The following is a 22,727-nucleotide window of genomic DNA, read 5'->3' on the forward strand; positions in this document are numbered from 1 at the left end:
AACCAGACTATCAGTGGCATGAGGCGATCACCGGGCCTGATCTTTTCTAAAAACCAACACGCATGTCATCCTTCCTTATCATTCCTCCGCGATGTCGGGCCATGCTGCCCTGTATGCGGTAGCAGCATTCCGCTGCTTGCCGTTTGACCGTTTGCTGTACTGAAGCCCCGCCGCAGGCGGGGCTCCGGAAGCACGCGCGTATCCATTTCCGCCGTATTCCTGCTGTTGCGGGCCGGCTGTTTATTGTCGTATCTCAAATCAACCATAGCATGTTCCATTTTCTACCGACCATGCCGCGGCACCGCCATGCCTGGCCGGCGCTCATTTTCGCGGCATTGCTGCTCCTGACCGTCATTCACGGTTACGCACAAACGCAGCCTCTCATCAATTCCAGGCTTTCGGGCCGCATCGTGGACGGAAAGTCGCGCGAGCCCATTCCCGGCGCCACCGTTCAGATCAAGGGTACCACGCACGGCGTGGCCACAGACGGCGAAGGCAGGTTCGCTTTCGTGACGGGGCAGCCATTCCCCTACACCTTAATTATTACGTCCGTTGGGTATAAACGGGTGGAAGTGATCGTCGAGCATACGCAGATCGAAATTCCGCTGGAGCCTTCGCAAAGCCAGTTGAGCGACGTAGTCGTGATCGGGTATGGCACGCAGAAGAAAAGCGATTTGACGGGCGCCATCGCATCCGTATCTGGCCCGCTGCTGCGGCAACCCGTCAGCTCGTTCGACCAGGCGCTGAAAGGCGCGGCGCCGGGTGTGCAGGTAACGCAGACATCGGGGCAGCCCGGCGGCGGCGTGAGTATCCGCATCCGCGGGGGCGCTTCCATACAGGGTGGCAACGAACCGTTGTACGTGATCGACGGATTTCCCGTGTACAACAACGCCGTAACGGCAGGCACCATCACCGGCACGCCCGTCAATCCCTTAAACGGCATCAACCCCTCCGACATCGAAACCATCGACATTCTCAAAGACGCCTCCGCCACGGCGATTTACGGATCGCGCGGCGCTAACGGCGTAGTGATCATCACCACCAAAAAAGGCAAGGCAGACAGAAGCATATTGTCTTACGAAGGATCGTACGGCGTGCAGTCGCTCCGTAAAAAAGTGGATGTCCTCAACGGACGGGAGTTCGCCGCGCTGCGCAACGACGTTTTATATGATGTAAACCCGTCCAAAGGGAAATTCCAATATCTCAGCCAGGCCCAGATCGACAGCGTCGGCAAGGGGACCGACTGGCAGGACGCCGCTTTCCGCTCCGCCCCGCAGCAAAACCACCAACTGACGCTCAGCGGTGGCAGTGCGAAGACGCGGTATTACTTGTCCGGCAACTACTTCCAACAAGACGGCATCATCCGTCATACCGATTTCACCCGCCTCGGCATCCGCGCCAACATCGACGCGCAGCCGTACGACAGGCTGAAAACCGGCGCCAGCATTACGGCTTCGCGCTCAGACGGTAACGTGGCGCCCTCGGGTATCATCAATTCCCTGCTCATCATGCCGCCCACAGCGACTATTTATGAACCCAACGGCGGATATACCCTGCGAAATCCCTTCGAGAACATCTTCGCCAACCCCTACGCCACTATCGTAGAAACGCTGAACAAGGCCACCACCAACCGTTTCTTCGGGACGGCTTTCGCGGAATACAAGATCCTGGAAGGCCTGCAGGCGAAAGTGCTGTTTGGTGCAGACGTGAACAACACGCATGAAAAAAGCTATATCCCGTCCACCATTTACGAAGGCCAGCAAACGAAAGGCGCTGCAGGCCGCGGCGAATACACGAGCTATTCGTGGCTTAACGAAAACACCCTTTCCTACGCCCGCCAGGCCGGCCGTCACAGTTTCGACGTACTGGCCGGGTTCACGCAGCAGGAATTCAGCAGCGACGTGGTGCGCAGCGGCGCGCAGCAGTTCGTGTCCGACGATCTTACCTACAACAACCTCCAGAGCGGCGCCGTGCTGGTGCGCCCCTGGTCGGAAGCCACCCAATGGGTGCTCCATTCCTGGCTGGGCCGCGTGAACTACAACTACGCGAGCCGGTATTATTTTACTGCCAGCATCCGGGCGGACGGCTCGTCGAGGTTCGGGAAAGGCAATAAATGGGGACGTTTCCCTTCCGCCGCGGCATCGTGGCGGGTGAGCAACGAACCGTTTTTCAAGGATTTCAGCCGCGCCATCAGCGACCTGAAATTGCGTGCCAGCTTCGGCACCACCGGCAACCTGGAAATCGGCGAGTACCAGTCGCTCGCAACGTTGTACAGTTTGACGTATTTGTTCGGGAACACCGTGGCTACGGGGTTTGCGCCCAACCGGCTGCCCAACGACAAGCTGGGATGGGAAACCACCGTCCAGTATAACGCCGGTATCGACATCGGCTTTTTCGACAACCGGCTGACGCTTTCCCTCGACGCTTACCGGAAAAAAACGCGCAACCTGCTGCTGAACGTTGAAATCCCCTGGACGAGCGGGCAAACCAGTTCGCTGCAGAACTTCGGCTCCGTATCCAACAAAGGCCTGGAGCTGACTGCCAGCAGCAAGAATCTCTTAGGTGAATTCACCTGGACCACCGACGCCAACGCGTCGATCAACAGAAACGAAGTATTGTCGCTGGGGAACGGTGCCAGGTCTTACATCAGCGGGAACTACATCATCCAGGTGGGTCAACCGCTGGGGAGCTTTTACGGAACGGTTACCGATGGCATTCTGCAAACCGGTGAAGAACATACCAAAGGGAAATTTACCGGCAACGCCGTGCCGAAACCCGGTGACCGGCTGTATAAAGACATCAATGGCGACGGCACTTTCACCACTGCGGCCGACCGTGCCATCATCGGTAACGCCCAGCCCGACGTGATCCTGGGGCTGAACAATAATTTCAGCTGGAAGGGTTTCGCACTGAGCGTATTCCTCCAGGGCACCTTCGGCAACCAGGTCCTCAACGCCAACCGGCAGGCTCTAGAACTGTTTACCGGCCAGCAAAACGCAGCCGGTTCCGCCCGCGACCGCTGGACGCCGGAGAACCCCAGTCAAACCATCCCCCGCGCCAAACTCGATCCCGCACCCGTTTTCAGCGACCGGTTCATCGAAGACGGCTCGTTCCTCCGCCTGAAAAACGTTTCCCTTTCCTATACGTTGCCGAAACAATTCACCGGAAAAATATCCACCGTGCAGGTCTACGTGTCCGCGCAGAACCTCGCCACCTGGACCAGATACACCGGCTTCGACCCGGAAGTTACATCCGGCAGTAACGTTTCTCCCGGAACGGACCAGGGCATTTATCCGCTGTCGCGCACGATCCTGGGCGGCCTGAAAGTATCACTGTAAACCATCAATCTTTCCTTATGCAATTCAACAAAAAATATATCCTTCCTGCGCTGCTGATCGGCCTTTCCGCCTGCAGCAGCCTCGACGAACGGCCGCAGTCGCAGCTGGTGACGCAGGAATTCTATACCGACGGCGCGCAGGCAGATGCCGCCGTGGTGGCCACTTACCGCAAGCTGTATGAAACGGGGCAATCGCTGTACAACAGTCTTTTCCAGATCGGCGTCGAAATGGCGACGGACGATTACGAAGCAGGGCCTCGGGCGAGGAACGCCCATGTCCGCGCGATTTCCGGTCTCACGCACGACGCTTCCAACGACCGTATGGAGCAGCTCTGGCGCCAGAGTTACGACGCCATCAACGCCGCCAACATCGCCATCGACCGCATCGCCCTCATACCGGAAGGCAAGATCACGGCGGTTTTCCGGGAAAGACTGATCAACGAGGCGAAGTTCCTCCGGGCGCTGCATTACTTCAATCTCGTGCGCTGGTTCGGCGATGTGCCGATCGTGCTGCATGAACCGAAAGACCTTTCGCCCGAAGCGTTATATGTGGCCAAAAGCCCGCAGGCCGAAGTTTACAACCAGATCATCGCCGACCTTTCATCCGCAGAAAACCTGCCCGCGCCCGGCCAGTACGGTAAAAACGATGTTGGCCGGGCCACCTCGGGCGCGGCCAAATCCCTGTTGTCGAAAGTATACCTCACGCAGCAGGACTGGGCCAAAGCCGCGGCCAAAAGCAAGGAAGTGATCGATGCCAATTGGTATGGACTGTTCGACGATTTCGCGGATGTGTTCAATACGCCGTCCAAAAACGGGAAGGAACATATTTTCTCCGCGCAATTCCTCGGCAATGCAGGGTACCAGGGAAACAGCCTTGCCAGCAGAAGCGCGCCCAACGAGGTGCCCGGCATCAACGGCGATTATGCCGACGCGCTGCACAAACAGGGCAAATTATACGAAAGCTACAGCGATGGCGATACCCGCAAAGCCGTGACGTTCGTCACGACGATGGTGAGCCCCACCGACGGGAAAACCTACACCTTCGACCCGCACTTCCATAAATACTACGATCCGGCGGTGATCGGCAACCAGGGCCAATCTTCGAAGAACCTGCCCATTATCCGGTACGCGGAAGTGCTGCTGATATACGCGGAAGCGGTGAACGAACTGAACGGCCCTACTGCGGCGGCTTACGAAGCCATCGACAAAGTGCGCTCGCGCGCCCATGTACCGAAGCTCGCCGATGTGGCGCCTTCGCTCAGCGCCGCGGATTTCCGCGACAGCGTGTTCCAGGAGCGGCGCAAAGAACTGGTGTATGAATACCAGCGATGGTTCGACCTGGTGCGGCGCGGGCCCGACTATTACGTCAAAACCCTGCGCGACGCCGGCAAAACGCTCGCCGCGCCCCGGCACATCCGCTTCCCGACGCCGCAACGGGAGCTGAGCCTCAATCCGAAACTGCGACAAGACCCATTATGGATTAATAACTGACGAAAACAATGAAGACGATTTTCCTGTTCGCATGCGCTTGGCTGGCGCTCCTGCCCGCGGCGCACCCGCAAAGCCCCCGGCGGCCCAACATCATCCTCATTATGGTGGATGACATGGGATATTCCGACATCGGCCCCTACGGCTCCGAGATCCACACGCCCAACCTCGACCGCCTGGCAAGGGAGGGATTGAAACTGCGGGAGTTCTACAACAATTCCATCTGCGCCCCTACCCGCGCTTCGCTCATGACCGGGCAATACAACCACCGCGCCGGGATCGGCTATTTTGACGTGAACCTGGGATTGCCGGCGTACCAGGGGTATTTAAACCGCTCCTCGCTCACCGTGGCCGAAGTGCTGCAACAATCCGGCTACACGACGCTCATGGCCGGTAAGTGGCACGTGGGGAACGATAGTCTTTCCTGGCCCAACCAGCGCGGGTTCGACCGCTTCTTCGGGTTCATCGGCGGCGCCAGCAATTATTACGACATCGGCAACTACACCGATAAAGTGCCGCCCGTTACGCTGGTCGAGAACAACAAAACCATCCGCCTGCAACCCGGGCAATATTTAACGGACGAGATCGCCGGGCATGCGGTGCAGTACCTCGACGAAACCCGCGGTTCGAAAAAGCCCTTCTTCCTCTATGTGGCCTACAACGCGCCGCACTGGCCCTTGCAGGCGCAGCCGGAAGATATTGAAAAGTATAAGGGAAGGTATTCCATTGGATGGGATTCCCTGCGCACGCAGCGCATCGCGCGGATGAAGGAGCTGGGCATCATTGCGCCCGGCGCCACGATTTCCTCCGATCCGGAAGTGCCGCGTTGGGAAAGCCTGACGTTCGACGAAAAGAAATTATGGGAAAAGAAGATGGAAGTCTATGCCGCGATGATCGACCGGCTGGACCAGGGCATCGGAAAAATCCTGAACAAGCTGAAAGAACTGAAGCAGGACGAAAATACGCTCGTGGTTTTCATTTCCGACAACGGCGCGCAGGGCGGGTTCATTCCGTTTGGAAGGAAGCGCCAGCGGAGCAGCGGGCCCATCGGCACGGCCGGCTCTTACGATTACCAGGAACAAAGCTGGGCGCACGTTTCGAACACGCCTTTCCGCGCATACAAGGCCACGGCATATGAAGGCGGTATCAGTTCGCCCCTCATCGCCTGGTTTCCCGGGAAGATCGCGGCGGGCTCTACGGCGCGGGGGACGGCCCACCTGATCGACCTGGCGCCTACCTTTTACGAGATCGCCGGAGCGAAATACCCCTCCGTGTACAAGCAGACGCCGTCGTATCCTTTGGCAGGCACCAGCCTGGCACATCTCTTCTTCGCCCGGCAGGAAATCGACCGGAAGGCGCCCCTGTTCTGGGAACGCGCCGGTAACCGCGCCGTCCGCAGCGGCAGATGGAAACTCGTATCCGCGTATCCCGCCAACGTTTGGGAGTTGTACGACATCGAGACGGACCGTGCCGAAACGCGGGACCTCGCCGCACAAAACCCGCAATTGGTTGCCGAGCTTTCCGCCGCATACGACAAATGGGCCAAAGCCAACGACGTAGTGGAATACGACAAGATCCGGCCAAGCGGTAATGCCGGGTTCGCCGGCCCATTCCAGAACCCGCCCGCAACCGGCGGCAGGCGCTAACCTTCCCTTAAACATCCAACATGAAAAAATATCTGATTTCTCTGGCGGTAGTCTTGCAAGCGGCGCCGCTCTTCGCCCAAAGTCAGCCTAAAAAACCGAACATCATCCTCATCATGGTCGATGACATGGGCTATTCCGACCTGGGCAGTTATGGTTCCGAGATCCGCACGCCCAACCTCGACCGCCTGGCCAAAGAAGGGCTGCGGCTGCGGGAATTCTACAACAATTCCATCTGCGCGCCTACCCGCGCTTCGCTACTCACGGGGCAATACCAACACAAGGCCGGCGTCGGGTATTTCGACGTCAACCTCGGCCTGCCGGCGTACCAGGGTTTCCTGAACCGCCAAAGCCTCACCATCGGCGAAGTGCTGCGTCAAAACGGGTACAGCACGTTGCTTTCCGGGAAATGGCATGTGGGGAACGACAGTACTTCCTGGCCCCTGCAGCGCGGCTTCGACCGGTTCTTCGGCGTGATCGGCGGCGGCGCCAACTATTTCGATCCCGAACCGATGCCGCTGGGCGGCCGCGCCTACCCGGTAGTGCTGCTGGAAAATAACCGGCGCATCAAACCCGCCGCCGGCAGTTATTATTTTACGGATGAGATCACCCGCTACGCCGTGGATTTCCTCGATGAACAACACAAATCCGGCAAACCGTTCTTCCTCTATCTTGCCTACACCGCGCCACACTGGCCGCTACAGGCGCTTCCGGAAGATATCGCTAAATACAAAGGCCGGTACGACATCGGCTGGGACTCCCTCCGCAACGAGCGCCTCGCCCGCCAGCGCCAGCTGGGGCTCTTGCCGGCCGGCCAAACCATCGCTCCGCGTGATTCCTCCGTTCCCGATTGGGACAACCTGACCTTCGACCAGCAACAACTATGGAAAGCGAAGATGGAAGTTTTCGCCGCGATGGTTGACCGGATGGACCAGGGCGTGGGCCAGGTCCTCGCCAAACTGAAAGCCCTCGGCGCAGACGACAACACCCTGATCGTGTTCATCTCCGACAACGGCGCGCCTGCGGAAGACGTGGCCCATTTCGGGCAAAGAGCCGGCCGGAATTCCGGGCCGGTAGGTACCGCGGGATCTTTCGAATCGCAGGGGAAGAACTGGTCGTTCGCGTCGAACTCACCGTTCCGGGCGTTCAAGAACAATATGTACGAAGGCGGCATCAGCAGTCCTTTCATCGCCTGGTTCCCCGGCAAGGTGCCGCAGGGCGCCATTGCAAAGGGGACGGGCCACCTGATCGACCTTGCGCCTACGTTTTACGAGATCGCCGGGGCAAAGTACCCGTCCACCTTCAACGGCACTACCCCCAATAAGCTGGCGGGCGTGAGCCTGGCGGGTTTGCTGTTCAACAACCGCGAGATCGACCCGGAGCGGCCCATCTTCTGGGAACGCGCGGGCAACAGGGCCGTCCGCAAAGGGAAATGGAAACTCGTATCCGGCTATCCGCAATACCGCTGGGAGCTGTACGACCTTGAAAAAGACCGTGGGGAAACCATCGACGTGGCACAGCAAAACCGCCAGGTGGTCAACGAACTGTCTGCCGCCTATTTCCAATGGGCGGAGCAGACAGGCGTGGTGCCTTACGACCAGATAAAACCGGCTTCCGTTTTCGGGGACAAGCCCGCCCGGCAAAGCAGGTAACGATTGCATCCGGGCGCTTCCTGCGGCCTGCTTCCACCGGTAACGGGCGGACGCAGGCCGTTTTTATGCCCATCTCCCAATGAAAAGAAATGCCTATTTTTACGGGAGTTACTAAGAACAGTTAATACGCCCGATACCATGTCCTATATCCCTGGCGCCTGCATTTTTCCACGCAGTGCATACCTTATGAAAGCGCAAACAATTTCACAGCACGATTCAACCCCACGGCGGCCATCCCGGCATCGCCGGAAAGAGATAAACAGTTATAACCGATAAGTCTACCCCAAAAAGATCCCGTTTACCGGAAACGTACGAACATGTCTATCAACGAATTGCATCTATACGGCACCCGCCGCCCCGCATCCGCCGATGTGCCGGGGCTTTCCCATCTGGCCAGTTTCCAGCTCAGTGGCGCCGAGCGCGGCACGCAGGAAGAACACACGGTCCCCGTTTCGGAGGAGCACATCCTCGCCATTACGCTCGACGACGACACCATCTGGTATTGCGACCCCGCGCAACTGGAGTCGCTCTTTCCCGGAACGGCCGTCCAGCAGCGCGGCGGCACCGCCGTGTACCGCTTCCCCGGCACCCTGACCACCGATCTTCCCGAACGCGGCGCCATGCCCGTGCTGGCGGTCAAATTGCTGGAGGTTTTCGTCAAAAAAGCCGCTGCGCCCGTCATCCGCGACCTCGCCGCCGAACTGGAAGACCGGCAGACCAATAGCCAATATGGATTGCTGTCGGCCGGCGACGATCTGCTGTTGACAGCCGCATCGTTGCCGGAAGGAGCAACCGCGCCCTACCTGCTTTTCATCCATGGCACGGCCTCCAGTTTCGCCGGTGCGTTCGGCGATCTCCGGGACACCGACACCTGGAAGAGCCTCCGCAAGATGTATGGCCCGCGGATACTGGCTTTTCAGCATAGGACGCTCACGCTGTCGCCCCTGCAGAATGTGACGGAGCTGGCCCAACAATTGCCCGATGGCGCAGAACTGCATATCGTAACGCATTCGCGCGGCGGGCTCCTGGGCGATATCCTCGCCCGCTATTCCGCAGAAGGTAAAAAAGCTGGTTTTCATACCGTAGAAAAGGAATACCTCCGCAAACACGACCGCACGGGCGACCTTGCCGCCATCGCTTCCCTCGATGAAATTTTCCGGCACAAAAATATTCGTATATCCAAAATAGTTAGAGTGGCATGCCCTGCCAGCGGTACTTTGCTGGCATCGCGGCGGCTGGACCATTACTTCAACGTGATCCTGAACCTGCTCGGGCTCGCAACCGGCTTCCATCCGGTATTCCAGGCGTTCAAAGCATTGCTGGGCGCGCTGGTGGCGGCTAAAGGCGATCCGGAATCTTTGCCGGGCCTGGAAGCGCAGCAGCCCGCCTCGCCTTTCATCCGCGCACTGAACAATCCCGGGCCGGAAACGCTGATCGATTCGCCCTTGTTCGTCATATCGGGGATCAGCCGCATCAGTGCAGGCTGGCGCGGACTGGCGGCCATTCTGGGGAAACTGTATTTCCGTTCCGGGAACGACCTGGTGGTGGATACCGCATCGATGTACAACGGCGCGCGCCGGGTGCCGCAGCGGGTGCAGTATTTCCTGGACCAGGGCGCGAACGCCAGTCATTTCAACTACTTTTTCAACAACGGCTCCGCCTCCGCGCTCCTGCTGGCCCTCCAATCGGACGGTGAAGGAACGGTTGCCGGGTTCAATACCGGCGCGCAAATGGCCGGAGACGCGCTGCGCACCGGCGTGGCGGCGGGCGGAAAGCTCGTCCGCGACCAGGTTTCCGGCAGCAGGCCGGTGGTGCTCCTCGTGCCGGGGCTCCTGGGCAGTTGGCTGGGCAACGGCCAAAAAACGCTCTGGCCCGATTACGGAGAATTGCTGAAAGGCGGGCTCACGGAGCTTTCCATGGAAAATAAAACCATCGTGGCAGAGGCCCTCCCCGCTTCCGCCTACACCGAACTGGCCGATGCGCTCCTCACATCGCACGACGTACTAACTTTCCCGTACGACTGGCGCCGCTCGCCCGTGGAAACAGGCGCGTTGCTCGCGGAAAAAGTGAACGTGCTCCTGCGGGCCGGGCTGCGCGTGCAGCTCCTCGCACATGGCACGGGCGGCCTGCTCGTCCGTGAACTGACCTACCGCCATCCGGAAACCTGGAAGGCCTTGCGCGCGCAGGGAGGATGCAGTGCGTTGCTGCTGGGAAGTCCGCTGGGCGGCACTTACCGCATTCCGCAGATGCTTTTCGGGGAAGATGCGGTGATCCGCCAGCTCGCGGGGCTCGATCTCCATCATTCCACCGCCGAGCTCACTGCAGTGTTTGCAGGGCTCCCAGGTTTGATGTGCCTCCTTCCCTTTTCCACGGCCGTCGCCGATTATGCCGATCCCGCGGCGTGGGAAGCATTGCGCATCGCGCTGAAACATCCCGGCTGGCCGGTGCCATCGAACGAAAACCTGCGGCTTTTTGCGCAGTACCGGGATGATGTACGTTCCGGGATGGAACATGCCGATGCCAGCGGTATCGCGTTCATCGCCGGACAATCGCCCGCCGGGCGCCTCACGCCGGACGGGCACCGCATCGAGCCGGACGGACGGCTCACCTTTACCGGGACCCCGGCCGGCGACGGCAGCGCTCCCTGGGCCGACAGCATCCCGTCTTACCTGCAAAAAAACGGGCAGGTATATTTCACGGACGTTCCCTACGGCGCCCTTCCCTGCGACAAGCGGCTCTTTACCGCCATCCGGGAAATCCTGGGCACGGGCGCCACCACGCTGCTGCGCACCGAACCGCCCGTGAGCAGGGGCATCGGGAAAAGTCAACCCCAGAAAGCCGCACTGTCATTCGGATTATCGCCCGAAAACCTGGAGCGCTCCATGCTGGGGCTTCCGCAGGATACCGTTTACCGCGAAGGCGCGGTGCCCGTCACCATCACGCTCAGCAACGGCGACTGCAAATTTGCGGCGCACCCGGTGCTGGTGGGGCATTTCCTGAACGATGGCCTCTTTTCCGCCGAAAAATCCATCAACAGGTACCTGCAGGGCGAACTGGCGCGGAGGCACGGCCTGGGCCTGTACCCCGGCGAAACGGGCACGAGCGAAACCTTCATCGTGGAAAAACCCGCTCCGTTCAAAGGCGCCATCATTACGGGTTTGGGGAAACAGGGGGAATTGACGCCCTGGCTCCTGGCGCAAACCGTCGAAAAATCCATCCTGAAATATTTGTCGATTTTCAATAGTCCGATAGCCGTTCCCGAATCCGTGGCTACGAACAAACGAACCGTAGGCATCAGCGCCCTGGCGATCGGTTGCGGATATGGCGGATTAAGCATCGAAAGTTCCGTGCGCGCGGTGATCGCCGGCGTGCAGGCAGCGAACGACAAAATCCGCGATAATTACGACAATGCCATCACCGTCGGCGAAATAGAATTCATCGAGATGTACCGCGACCGGGCGATGAGCTGCTTTATGGCCATCAACCACATCGCCGAAGAGGAAAAGCAGCAATTGCATATCCTGTGGAAGAACCGGACGATCGTGAAGCGCCCCGGCAGCAGGGAACGCATGCTGATCGACAATAACAGCGACTGGTGGACGCGCATCCAGGTGCGGCAGCTGGAAGACGGCGACACGGGCGACGGGTCGGGCGCGTTGCGTTTTACCATGTCTACCGACGCAGCGCGGGAAGAAGAGCGCATCCTGCATATTTCACGAAGCGGGCTGCAATCTTTGCTCAATACGATGAGCGGGCAAAACCGCTGGAACCCGCAGCTCGCCAAGTCCATGTTCGAAATGCTGATCCCCAACGATTTTAAGGAGCAGGTGAAACGGCAGAGCAATATCAACTGGATCGTAGACACCGAAACCGCCGCCTATCCCTGGGAGCTATTGCAGGACGCGCTTTCCGACGCGTTGCCGCTCAGCGTGAACGCCGGCATGGTGCGCCAGCTCGCCACGCGCGACTACCGCATCCGCATCAATCCCGTGGTGGCGCGTACGGCGCTCATCGTGGCCGATCCCGATCTCAGGGAAGCATTCAGCCAACTGCCGGGCGCGCGGCACGAGGGGGCGAAAGTACAGCAGCTCCTCGAAGCGCAGGACTACAACACCTGGCCATTGCTCAACGCATCCGACGCAGACATCCTTTCCACCCTCTTCGCCCGCGACTACAAGATCATCCATCTCGCCGGCCATGGCGTCTTCGACCCGGAAAACTATCTCAAAAGCGGCATGCTCATCGGCCCGGACGCCTGTCTCAACACCACGCATCTCCACCAGATACCTACCGTTCCCGAGTTCGTGTTCGTGAACTGCTGCTTCCTCGGCGAAATGGACAGCGGAGCCGAAGCCCGCTACCAGCAAAGATATCAGCTCGCCGCCAATTTCGGGACGCAACTGATCAACAACGGCGTCCGCGCCGTGATCGTAGCGGGATGGGCGGTAGACGACGCAGCCGCGCTCGATTTTACGGAGAAACTCTATGGTGAATTGTTCGATGGGAATAATTTCGGGGATGCGGTGAAAGCCGCGCGCCGGCACATTTTCGATTTGCATGGGCACCGCACCAACACCTGGGGCGCCTACCAGTGCTACGGCGATCCTTTCTACGTGATGGAGCCCCGCGGCAGCGCGCGCCAAACGTACGGACAGTTCCTCCTGGCCGACGATGCGGAGATCATGCTGTCGAACATCCTCAGCGCGCTCGACCTGGGCGACGGCGATCCGCAATACACGCTCCGGCAGGTGGAAGACATTTGCAGGCGGGTGGATGAAAACAACATCCGCACATCCGCCATTACCGAGCTGGAAGCCTTGCTCTACGCGAGCCTCCGGCAATACGGCCCCGCCATCCAGCTATTCACCCAACTGCTGCAGGCCGAAGCGGCCAACTTTTCGGGCGCTACGGTGGAACGTTACTGCGCCGTGCGGCTCGCCCATCTCATGCAGCAATACCAGTCGGACGCCGCGCTCAAAACCGACCCCGCGCAGCGGGAAACCTTCATTGCACAAACCGACCGCATCATCAGCGATATCGTCTTCCTGCGGAACATGGGCGCCACTTCGGAAAGGCTGCACCTGCTCGGCGGCGCATACAAACGGAAAGCCTACCTCAGCGAAGGCAAAGCGAAGAAAGCCGCTTACCGCGCATCCGCCGATTGCTACCGCGACGCCGCCAATATGAACGCAAACGGTACAAAAACGTATAGCCTTTCCTGTTACTACCTGCTGCAAAACGCGCTTTCGCTCGCCGGCGCGCAGGGCCCCGCGAGAGAACTTGCCGAATCGGAGCTGAAACAGGCCCTGGACGCGCATCGCCAGCATCCCATCGATCTGCTCGACGGGCAGGCTTACCGGCATCTTATTACGGAAGGGCATTTGCTGCTGGGACTGCATCTTCTGCACCCCACCCCCCAATCGTTCCGGGAAGCGGAAACCGTTTACCAGTCGGCGGTCCGGCAGCCGGCGCACCCGGTGATGAAACAGGCGGATGCGGGCGTGTTCGAGTTTATTGACGATGTATTGTCGCTCGCGGGCAAAAACCGGCTCGCCCGTGCGGAAAAGGCGCGGGAAGCGTTGCGGTCGCTGCGGGAACTGATGCCGTAGGATCAGGCTTTTTTGGAGCGCATGGCTTTTGTGTGCTGGAGCGCCGGGTCGTTACGGAAGCGTTCGTATTCCGGGGTGCCTTTGGCGTAGATGGCGATGCGGCCCTGTTCATCGTAATGGATGCCCCAGCCATAGCGTTTTCCCAGCGGGGAAGCACGGAGACAGGCGCGGCCTTTCTGGAAATATTCGATGCGGGCCTCTTTGCGGGCCTGGCCGGCGAGACCTTCCTTATCGGCGTACTGGTTGAAAATAATATCGTCGGAAGTGTATTTGTAGGGATGGGCGATGATCATATCGAACTGATAGGACGCTACGGTGATTTTGCCGTCTTTGGCCTGGGGGATTTCCCCTTCCGCTACCGGACAATCTTCCGCTACTTCGATAAATGTATTGATATAGTTGGTCGTTTTCATGGATGCATCGTTTGAAACGGGTATAAGTCGGACAGAGATCATTCTGGACATCAAAAATAAGTTTACGGCGCCGTTTGCTGAAATGGATTACTTCCACCGCCCGAACTTCGGGTGATGGATGCGTTGCGAGGAATATATACCGGCGTGGCCGCTGCAAAAATAAGCCATGAGGCAAGCCGCGCCAAAGTACACCACATTGCCTGCGCCGAATAGTTCGACGCCCATAAGCGTGCAGGCGATGGGCGTATTCGTTGCGCCGGCGAACACGGCGATGAAACCCAGCCCGGCGAGCAGGTCAACCGGCGCCCCGGTATACAGCGCAACGGTGTTGCCGAGCGTGGCCCCGATGAAAAAAAGCGGTGTCACTTCTCCCCCTTTGAACCCCATCCCCAGCGTCACCACGGTAAAAACGAGTTTCCACAGCCAGCTGAAGGGGTCAACGCCGCCTTCCTTAAATGCGTTCACGATGGAAATGCCTGCCGGATCTTGCGCGTTAACGCCCAACCCGATATAATCTTCCGTTCCCGCGATAAAAACAAGCGCGATCACGATACAACCGCCCACGAACGGCGTCAGCCAGGGCGTTTTCACGAATATTTTGCCGGAAAAGTCTTTCAACCCGTGCATGGCCCAGGAAAACAACCGGCCGGCAAACCCGAATGCCGCGCCTGCAACGATGGTAATGCCGAGCCACCATCCATTGAGCGCATCACTGAAATGGATGGCGTAATGCGTATGGGTGGCACCCCAGAGCCGGCAAACCTGGTCCGACCCGTAGGCCGCAATGAGGCAAGGTATGAGGGCTTTGAAATCGCGCAATTTGTTATTCCCGATCGCCAGCACTTCCAGGGCAAATACCGCACCTGCGATGGGCGTTCCGAATACCGCGCCGAACCCGCCGGCGATCCCCATCATGAGGATGACCCGCGTATCCGCTTCGTCCAGCTTCATCCACCGGCCGATCCGCGCCGCCAGACTGCCGCCCATTTGAACGGCCGTTCCCTCGCGGCCGGCGGAGCCGCCGAACAAATGGGTCACGAGCGTGGTGAGCAGCACGAGCGGCGTCATCCGCAGCGGCACACCGCCGCCGGGCTCATGGATTTCGTCGATGATAAGGTTGTTGCCCTTGGCGGAATTTTTCCCGAACCGATGATACAGCCACCAGATGCCTATCCCAGACAGTGGCAACAGGTACAGCAGCCAGGGATTTTCCCAGCGGGTTTCCGTTACAACATCCAATGAAATGAGGAACAAGGCCACGGCCGATCCGGTGAAAAGCGACACGGGCAAGGCGATGAGCGCAAAATAGACAAAATAAAACCTGGAGCGGAAAACGTTGATCGGAGCATTTGAATTGTTCATACCTACAAATAGTTTAACATCCGGCCAAAGCCGTCAATATTTGCAGGCGCCATCAGCTGCGAAGCAGCGGTTTGGGTCAGGAAGACACCATTTCCTGTTTTGATGGCTGCAAGGTAAGCAATAAATCATTGCCTGTCAAGCATAGCGCCGCCGTCCGCGGACCGGCCGACGGCGGCGCATTATTCATTTTGATATTTTCAGGATTCCGTTTTGCCGAGGGCTTCGCGCACGGCGGGCGCCACGCGCGTTCCGAACAGCTCGATGCAGCGCAGTACTTTTTCCGGCTCGATGTAGCCTTTCACGAGCTGGCCGAGGAAACGGGTATGGCCGAAAAGCTTGTGCTGGTAGAGGATCTTGTCCACCACTTCCTGCACGCTGCCCACGAAGAGCGGGCCATCGGGTAAACGGAGGTATTCGAATTGTTCGCGGGTGATGGGCTGCCAGCCGCGGTCGAGCCCCACGCGGTTCATAAGCGCCTCGTACGAAGGCCAGAATTCATCGGCCGCCTGGTCGGAATCTTCCGAGATATACATCTGGCTGTTGATACCGAATTGCAGTTTGGACAGGTCGTGCCCGGCTTCTTCCGCCGCTTTTTTATAGAGGTTCATAAAGGGGACGAACTGTGCGGGGCGCCCGCCCAGAATGGCCACGATGAGCGGCAGCCCCAGCTTTCCGGCCCTGACGGCGGATGCGGGCGTGCCACCCGCTGCGATCCATACGGGCAGGGATGATTGGTATGGCCGTGGATAGACGCCGCGATTGGTGACCGGCGCGCGGTATTTCCCTTTCCAGGTGAGGGTTTCGTTTTCGTTGATCTCCAGCAGCATCTGGAGTTTTTCGATGAACAGCTGATCGTAGTCGCTCAGACTAAACCCGAACAGCGGGAACGATTCCGTGAACGAGCCCCGGCCCGCCATGATCTCCGCACGGCCGCCGGAAATAAGGTCCAGCGTGGCGAAGTTCTGGAACGTGCGTACGGGATCGGCGGAACTGAGCACGGTTACTGAGCTGGTGAGCCGGATATGTTCCGTTACGGAAGCGATGCCGGCGAGTGCCACTTCGGGCGCGGAAATGATAAAGTCCGGGCGATGGTGCTCACCGAGGGCGAACACGTCGAGTCCTGTCTGGTCGGCCATGCGCGCTTCCGCGATGAGTTCCTGCATGGCGAGGAAAGATGCGCGGGCGCCGCCGCTTACACCTTCCGGTCTGATTTCTCCGAATGAGCTGATTCCTAATTCCATAGTTCCGGTTTGAAATGCAAAAATAGGTGAAACCCGCCAGCCCCCGTCCCCCGGTGACCTGCAGGTAAGCGCGTCCTGCTACGGAAAAAATCAACTCAACCACATCAAAACACTGAAAATCAATCAATTACAATCCAACATCTTCCAAACCAGCCGCTTTACCCATGAAAAAAGCCCCCCGGTTCCCGGGAGGCTTCGAAATGTCTTGTTGCGTCTCGTAAAGCGGAATTATTGCGGTTTGTGCTCCATCCCCACCATCCACTGGATGCCGAATTTATCCGTGCACATCCCGAAAAGCGGGCTCCAGAACGTAGGCCCCAGCGGCATGGACACCTTCCCGCCTGCGGCGAGCCCGTCGAAAATACGCCTGCTTTCGGCTTCATCGGCTGTAGTCAGTGAAACGAAGCTGGCGTTGCCCTGGTTAACCGGGCCGTAAGCCGGCGGGCAATCGCTTCCCATCAAAACGTTGTTGCCTACGGGCAAAGCCACGTGCATCACCAGGTCAGCATCTTTCGGGTCCATCGGCATATCGGGCGAAGGAGGCGCGTCTTTCATCCGCATCATGCCCGGGCCGGTAAATTCACCGCCGAGCACGGATTTGTAGTATTCGAAAGCTTCCGCACAATTGCCGTTGAAGTTCAGATAAGGATTCATTGTTGCCATGTTGCAGGTTTTTTATGATGTGATAGATTGAGCGATAACGTCTTCCAATACCTCCGCATGATAACCAAATTTTTCCAGCAAGCCGATCACCGCCTGCGCATCTACGGCGCCTTCGCTGCATACCCGGAGGATGCGGTCGCAGTCTTCCAGGTCGAAGTTGGCGCGGCATCCTTCCAGCACTTCCGCAATGGCGGCCACCAGCTGCCGGGCGATGGCTTCCGAAACTACGTCTGTTTTGAATACTTCGATCATGCGGGGGAATTGATAACGCAAAAATAGCAGGCGATGTTCACAAAAGAGGGGTGTAAAAAAGGCAAAATACGGGGTGGATTGCGCCAATTATTCTGCTTATTTTTGGCATATGAAGCACATCTCCATTCTTATTCCCAAAGGCGCCGTGGCGCTGGGCTGTATCGAAGGATCGTTCCGGGTGTTCACACAGGCCAACGAGTTTCTCCGCGCCGCCGGGGAAGAGCCCATGTTCAACGTGCAGTTCGTAGGAATGACGGACCAGGCGCAGGTGTACGACCGCCTTTTCACCGTTCAGCCGGATACCCGGATCGCCGACCTCCGCAAAACCGATCTCATCATCATCCCCGCCGTGAACGGCGATATGGACGAAGTGATCGCGGACAACGAAGCATTCCTTCCCTGGATCCGCCAGCAGCACGCGCGCGGCGCGGAAGTGGCGAGCCTTTGCGTTGGGGCGTTCCTGCTCGCGGCCACCGGATTGGTAGACGGCAAGAAATGCTCGACCCACTGGCTGTCGGAGCCCCTTTTCCGCGACATGTTCCCCAACGTAGAGCTCGTTCCCGACCGGATCATCACCGACGAACAGGGCACCTATTCCAGCGGCGGCGCCAACTCTTTCTACAACCTGCTGCTGCACCTGGTGGAGAAGTTCACGTACCGCGATGTAGCTATCCTCTGCTCCAAGTATTTCGCCATCGAGATCGACCGCGACAGCCAGAGCGCATTCATCATGTTCAAAGGCCAGAAAGACCATCCGGACGATTCCGTTCGTGAAATCCAGTCTTACATCGAGTCCAACTTCGCGGAACGCATTACCGTAGACCAGCTCACATCGCACTTCGCTATCAGCCGGCGCAGCCTGGAACGGCGTTTCAAGAAAGCCACGCGCAACACCGTTACCGAATACATCCAGCGGGTGAAGATCGAAGCGGCAAAAAAAGGGTTCGAAACGAGCCGGAAAAATATCACGGAGGTGATGTTCGAAGTGGGATATACCGACAACAAGGCTTTCCGGACACTGTTCAAACGCACGACCGGCCTCTCGCCCGTGGAATACCGCAAAAAATACAACCGCGAAGTGCCGCTGCCCGCGCGCAACTGACGCATTCCCGGATTTTCACTATATTGTAACCCGAAACCTTAGACACACATGCAATTTCAGTATCCTTCCACACCTCCTCCTGCCGTGCAGCTGTAATCACAGATGATTCACGGACGTTCTTAAAAGGCCGCACCTTCCGTCGCGGCCGGACTCGCCATTCCTCCGAAGGGTTGTCTGATACAGCTTTCCCCGCTACTTAACGGGCGTGATCGTTATTGCACGCTCATTTCCGGTTCCGGCTTTCCGCCGGACGATTTCCTGTATCCGGGAACGCACGGCCGTTCCCCCAACCCGATCATCGATGACCAGATATATGTTCATGGTATTTGCCGGCGCGTGCAGCTACGGCATGTTGTCTACTTTCGTCAAACTCGCGTACCGGCAGGGTTTCGGCCCTGTTCATATTGCTTTCCTGCAGGCGTTCACGGGCATGTGCGTGCTGTGGGGCATTTCTCTTTTGAAGGAAAAATCGCGATTCCGCTTCAACGCTCCCTTGCTAGCGACGGGCGCCGCCATCGGCCTCACGTCTTTCGTGTACTATGTTTCCGTGCAGTTCATCCCCGCGTCGCTCGCCATCGTTTTGCTGATGCAATTCGTGTGGATGGGGATATTGTTCGACTGGCTGCTTTTCGGCCAGCGGCCCGGCGGCCGGCATTGGCTGTGTGTGGTGCTCATTCTTGCGGGCACGTTCTTATCGTCGGGCATTTCGGCCGGTGGCCAATTTCCGGCCGGTTACCGGAAAGGCGTGGGCCTGGCGCTGTTGTCCGCTTTTTTCTACGCGGTGTTCATCGTCGCCAATAGCAAGGCCGGGCAGGACGTGCCCCCTGTGCGCAAAAGCGCCGTGATGATGACGGGCGCTTCCCTGGCGATCTTCCTCGTCAATTGCAGAACGCTGGCGCTCACGCCGCTCCCCGGCGCGGGGATCCTGCCGTGGACGGCCTTCCTGGCGTTTTTCGGCACCGTTCTGCCGCCGTTGCTTTTTGCGAAAGGGATCCCGAAGATCGGCGCCTCCATGAGCGCGCTCGTCATGTCTGCCGAATTGCCCGTGGCCGTGCTTTGCTCCAGCCTGTTACTGCGCGAAGCCGTACATCCGCTCCAATGGTGCGGTGTGGTGTTGATGCTCGCGGCCATGGCGCTGTTGCCGAAAACCGCCGGTAAAGCGGCGATACAACAACCGGGGCAAACGGTGTAAACCGGCCGCTGCGCGTAATGCGGCCAAACGCTTTGTGGCCCGGGGGAACGTCTGATCAGATCGTTCCGCCGGGCCACAAGGTCGTTATGAAAATATGCGCTATTGTGCGGACAAAGAATCTTTCCGCGCGCGTTCCGCTTCTTTCTCCAGGCGCTTCTGTTCTTTGGCTTCCGCCTTATCGCGCCGGCGGAAGAACCCGCGGAGCAGGAAGTTGTGCTGCAACGCTTCCATGTTCTCGTCGAGCTTGTAGGTGCTCGATTGCAGGTTTTTGATCGTGGTTTTGAGGGATTGCGCCGTGGCTTCGTCGTTCAGCAGCAGGCCTGCAGGCGTTTTATTGCTTTTCAGGTTATCGTTTACGCTGGCGCTCGCGGCCTGGAGGTTGTTCATCACGCTGTCGATCCCCTTCGACGCCGATTCGATCCGGCTCATCGACGAGCGCAGGTTCGAAAACACGACGGTATCCGTGACGAGATCGTTGGCCAGGGAGCCCTTACTCTGTAATTTCCCCGTGTAGTCGGTCAGGTTAGCCGTGATGCGGCGGGTGTTTTCCGTGGTACGCTGCAATCCGGCGATCGCGCCTTTCAGATCGTTATACACCGTGTCGCTGGAAATCAACCGTCCCAAAGAACCTTCTCCCTCCGCGATCTTTTTGGTGATCGTTTTCAGGTTGCCGGTAATTTCAACGAGGCTTTTATTGTTGACCTGCAGGGTTTCCAGGAGCTCGTCGCTGCTGATGGCGGTCACCACCGCAATGGTATCCCCGTCTTCCACCGCCGGTACGCCGGCCGTTCCGCCAGACAGGGCGATGATCTTGTTGCCTACCAGCCCGTCGGAGCTCACTTTGGCCACCACATCCTTATGAATGAAATCGCGGCTGCGCTTGTCGATCTCCATCCGCACCTGGATGCGGTCGTGCCCCAGGAAGCTGATGGATTTGATGGTGCCGACCTTCACACCGGAATACCAGACGTTGTCGCCCTTGGCGAGGCCGCCGATGTCGTGGAACACGGCCACTACGCCGAGGCTGGACATGAAAGTTTTTTTCTGTCCACCCAGGATGAGGATCCCTGCAACGAAAATGAGCAATCCGATAAATACGAATATGCCTACGATGACGCCTCTTTTTGTGCTTTTATCGTTCATGGCTTACTGAATAAAATTGTAATCATAAAATTCCCGGATCAGCTCATCGCCTTCACCTTCGGAAAATACCGTATCAAAATCTCCCTGCCGGATAAATTTCCCTTCTTTCATCACGGCGATCTTATCGCCCGTGGCGCGGGCGCAGGTCAGGTCGTGCGTGATGATGATGGAGCTGGTCTTGAACCTTTTTTGCACTTCGTTGATGAGCGTATTGATCTCCGTGCAGGTGATGGGGTCCAGACCGGCCGTGGGCTCGTCGTACAGCATGATTTCAGGCCGCAGGATGAGCGTCCGCGCGATGCCGATGCGCTTCCGCTGGCCGCCCGACAGTTCGGCGGGCATCTGGTTGATCGTTTGCGACAATCCAACCGCCTCGAGGACGATGTCGACCAATCTGCGGCGCTGGTCGGCCGTCATTTTCGGATCGTTCCGTTTGAGGGGGAATTCGAGGTTTTCGCCGACGGTCATGCTGTCGTACAGCGCGCCGTTCTGGAAGCAGAACCCGATTTTGAGGCGTAGCTCGCGCAGTTCGACGGTTCCCAGTTCGGGAACTTCCTGCCCCAAAACGTTGACCGTTCCTGCATCCGGTTTAAGCAGCCCGGCGATGATCTTGATCAGGACGGATTTCCCGGTCCCCGAGCGCCCCAGCACTACGATGTTCTCGCCTTTGAACAGGTCGAGGTCTACGCCGCGCAGTACGTGGTTGGCCCCGAAAGATTTGTACAATCCCCGGATGCTGATGACGGTGTCGTTCCAATCAATTTCTGGCGTAAATGGTTTCATATGCTGTGTTTACCGGATCGAGTTAACGATTTGCACGATCACGATCTCTTCGATAAAGATCAGGAACATGGATATCACCACCGCCACATTCGCCGCCTTTCCCACGCCCGTGGTGCCCTGCGAGGCGTTGAAGCCCTGGTAGCAGGATACGACGCCGATGGTAAATCCGAAACAGATGGACTTGAACAAAGACGAGGCCAGGTCGAGAAAGGAAATATTGGCGAAAGCCTTGTTGAAGAAGGCGGTGAGACTGGTTTGTTCGTTGAGGTGGATGTCGAGGAAAGAGCCCATCATGCCCACGAGCGCCGTGTACGACATGAGGAGCGGCAGGCAGACGGTGCAGGCCAGGATGCGCGTCACCACGAGGTATTTGAACGGGTTGATGGCCGACACCTCCATGGCGTCTATCTGTTCCGTCACTTTCATGGACGCCAGTTCCGCCCCGATGCTGGAGCCGACCTTGCCGGCGCAGATGAGCGCGGTCACGAGGGGCGCCAGGGCGCGGATCACGGCGATGGAAATGAGGGAAGGCAACCACGACGTGGCGCCGAATTCCGCCAGCGAAGGGCGGCTTTGCTTCGTGAACACCAGGCCGGTGATGAAACCGGTGAGGCTGATCAGCGCCAGCGATTTGTAGCCGACCATGAAGCACTGGCGGATGAATTCCTGTACTTCCAGCGGCGGGCGCAGCACTTCGCGGAAAAAGCGGCTGATAAATCGGAAAATATCATAGACGCTTAAAAAGAAAGCATCTACCTTACTGGAAATGACTGGCTTCTCCGGCTGATCGTTGGGTTCCATGTGCTGCATTTAGTTCAATACTATTACAATTTCCGGTAAGGAATTG

The 22,727-nt window shown here is 58.4% G+C and carries 15 protein-coding genes and 1 riboswitch; of the genes, 7 read left to right on the forward strand and 8 right to left on the reverse strand.

Annotated features, from left to right (window positions below; all coding sequences use genetic code 11):
• Positions 1 to 269 precede the first annotated feature (269 nt).
• From ACQKLP_RS15460 to ACQKLP_RS15480, 5 genes are all read left to right on the forward strand, one after another.
• The gene (locus ACQKLP_RS15460; protein WP_427323656.1) at positions 270 to 3,338 is read left to right on the forward strand and encodes a SusC/RagA family TonB-linked outer membrane protein; all 3,069 of its coding nucleotides are present in this window, start codon (positions 270 to 272) and stop codon (positions 3,336 to 3,338) included.
• A gap of 17 nt (positions 3,339 to 3,355) precedes the next feature.
• On the forward strand, positions 3,356 to 4,828 hold the full coding sequence (locus ACQKLP_RS15465; protein ID WP_427323657.1) for a RagB/SusD family nutrient uptake outer membrane protein: 1,473 nt from the start codon (positions 3,356 to 3,358) through the stop codon (positions 4,826 to 4,828).
• Positions 4,829 to 4,836: 8 nt separating this feature from the next.
• Positions 4,837 to 6,471, forward strand: coding sequence for an arylsulfatase (locus ACQKLP_RS15470; RefSeq protein WP_427323658.1), 1,635 nt, complete (start codon positions 4,837 to 4,839; stop codon positions 6,469 to 6,471).
• A 20-nt stretch (positions 6,472 to 6,491) separates the two neighbouring features.
• Positions 6,492 to 8,120, forward strand: coding sequence for an arylsulfatase (locus tag ACQKLP_RS15475; RefSeq protein ID WP_427323659.1), 1,629 nt, complete (start codon positions 6,492 to 6,494; stop codon positions 8,118 to 8,120).
• 317 nt (positions 8,121 to 8,437) lie between these two features.
• Positions 8,438 to 13,729, forward strand: a complete 5,292-nt coding sequence (locus ACQKLP_RS15480; RefSeq protein WP_427323660.1) for a DUF7379 domain-containing protein — start codon at positions 8,438 to 8,440, stop codon at positions 13,727 to 13,729.
• A gap of 2 nt (positions 13,730 to 13,731) precedes the next feature.
• Here the strand turns inward: ACQKLP_RS15480 and ACQKLP_RS15485 are convergent, their stop codons facing one another.
• From ACQKLP_RS15485 to ACQKLP_RS15505, 5 genes are all read right to left on the reverse strand, one after another.
• Positions 13,732 to 14,142 carry a DUF6157 family protein gene (locus ACQKLP_RS15485; RefSeq protein ID WP_427323661.1) on the reverse strand — a complete coding sequence of 137 codons (411 nt, stop codon included), beginning with the start codon at positions 14,140 to 14,142 and terminating at the stop codon, positions 13,732 to 13,734.
• Between the two features lie 87 nt (positions 14,143 to 14,229).
• On the reverse strand, positions 14,230 to 15,504 hold the full coding sequence (locus ACQKLP_RS15490; protein ID WP_427323662.1) for a voltage-gated chloride channel family protein: 1,275 nt from the start codon (positions 15,502 to 15,504) through the stop codon (positions 14,230 to 14,232).
• Positions 15,505 to 15,540: 36 nt separating this feature from the next.
• Positions 15,541 to 15,608, reverse strand: a riboswitch (Fluoride riboswitch).
• Positions 15,609 to 15,701: 93 nt separating this feature from the next.
• The gene (locus ACQKLP_RS15495) at positions 15,702 to 16,745 is read right to left on the reverse strand and encodes an LLM class flavin-dependent oxidoreductase (protein WP_427323663.1); all 1,044 of its coding nucleotides are present in this window, start codon (positions 16,743 to 16,745) and stop codon (positions 15,702 to 15,704) included.
• Positions 16,746 to 16,973: 228 nt separating this feature from the next.
• Positions 16,974 to 17,408, reverse strand: a complete 435-nt coding sequence (locus ACQKLP_RS15500) for a VOC family protein (protein ID WP_427323664.1) — start codon at positions 17,406 to 17,408, stop codon at positions 16,974 to 16,976.
• Positions 17,409 to 17,420: 12 nt separating this feature from the next.
• Positions 17,421 to 17,660, reverse strand: coding sequence for a hypothetical protein (locus tag ACQKLP_RS15505; RefSeq protein ID WP_427323666.1), 240 nt, complete (start codon positions 17,658 to 17,660; stop codon positions 17,421 to 17,423).
• 109 nt (positions 17,661 to 17,769) lie between these two features.
• Between ACQKLP_RS15505 and ACQKLP_RS15510 the strand changes: the two genes are divergently transcribed.
• Positions 17,770 to 18,762, forward strand: coding sequence for a GlxA family transcriptional regulator (locus ACQKLP_RS15510; protein ID WP_427323667.1), 993 nt, complete (start codon positions 17,770 to 17,772; stop codon positions 18,760 to 18,762).
• A 301-nt stretch (positions 18,763 to 19,063) separates the two neighbouring features.
• Positions 19,064 to 19,954, forward strand: a complete 891-nt coding sequence (locus ACQKLP_RS15515; RefSeq protein WP_427323668.1) for an EamA family transporter — start codon at positions 19,064 to 19,066, stop codon at positions 19,952 to 19,954.
• A gap of 99 nt (positions 19,955 to 20,053) precedes the next feature.
• On the opposite strand, the gene ACQKLP_RS15520 is transcribed toward ACQKLP_RS15515, so the two are convergent.
• Genes ACQKLP_RS15520 through ACQKLP_RS15530 form a run of 3 tightly spaced genes read right to left on the reverse strand, consistent with a single transcriptional unit; the run spans position 20,054 to position 22,681 of the window.
• Positions 20,054 to 21,097, reverse strand: a complete 1,044-nt coding sequence (locus ACQKLP_RS15520) for an MlaD family protein (protein ID WP_427323669.1) — start codon at positions 21,095 to 21,097, stop codon at positions 20,054 to 20,056.
• A 3-nt stretch (positions 21,098 to 21,100) separates the two neighbouring features.
• On the reverse strand, positions 21,101 to 21,880 hold the full coding sequence (locus ACQKLP_RS15525) for an ABC transporter ATP-binding protein (RefSeq protein WP_427323670.1): 780 nt from the start codon (positions 21,878 to 21,880) through the stop codon (positions 21,101 to 21,103).
• A gap of 9 nt (positions 21,881 to 21,889) precedes the next feature.
• A complete protein-coding gene (locus ACQKLP_RS15530) occupies positions 21,890 to 22,681 on the reverse strand; it encodes an ABC transporter permease (RefSeq protein WP_341839907.1) in 792 nt (263 codons plus the stop codon).
• Positions 22,682 to 22,727 lie beyond the last annotated feature (46 nt).

Origin of the sequence: Chitinophaga sp. NPDC101104 (genome assembly GCF_050277495.1) — a bacterium.
In the GTDB taxonomy this organism is placed as follows: domain Bacteria; phylum Bacteroidota; class Bacteroidia; order Chitinophagales; family Chitinophagaceae; genus Chitinophaga.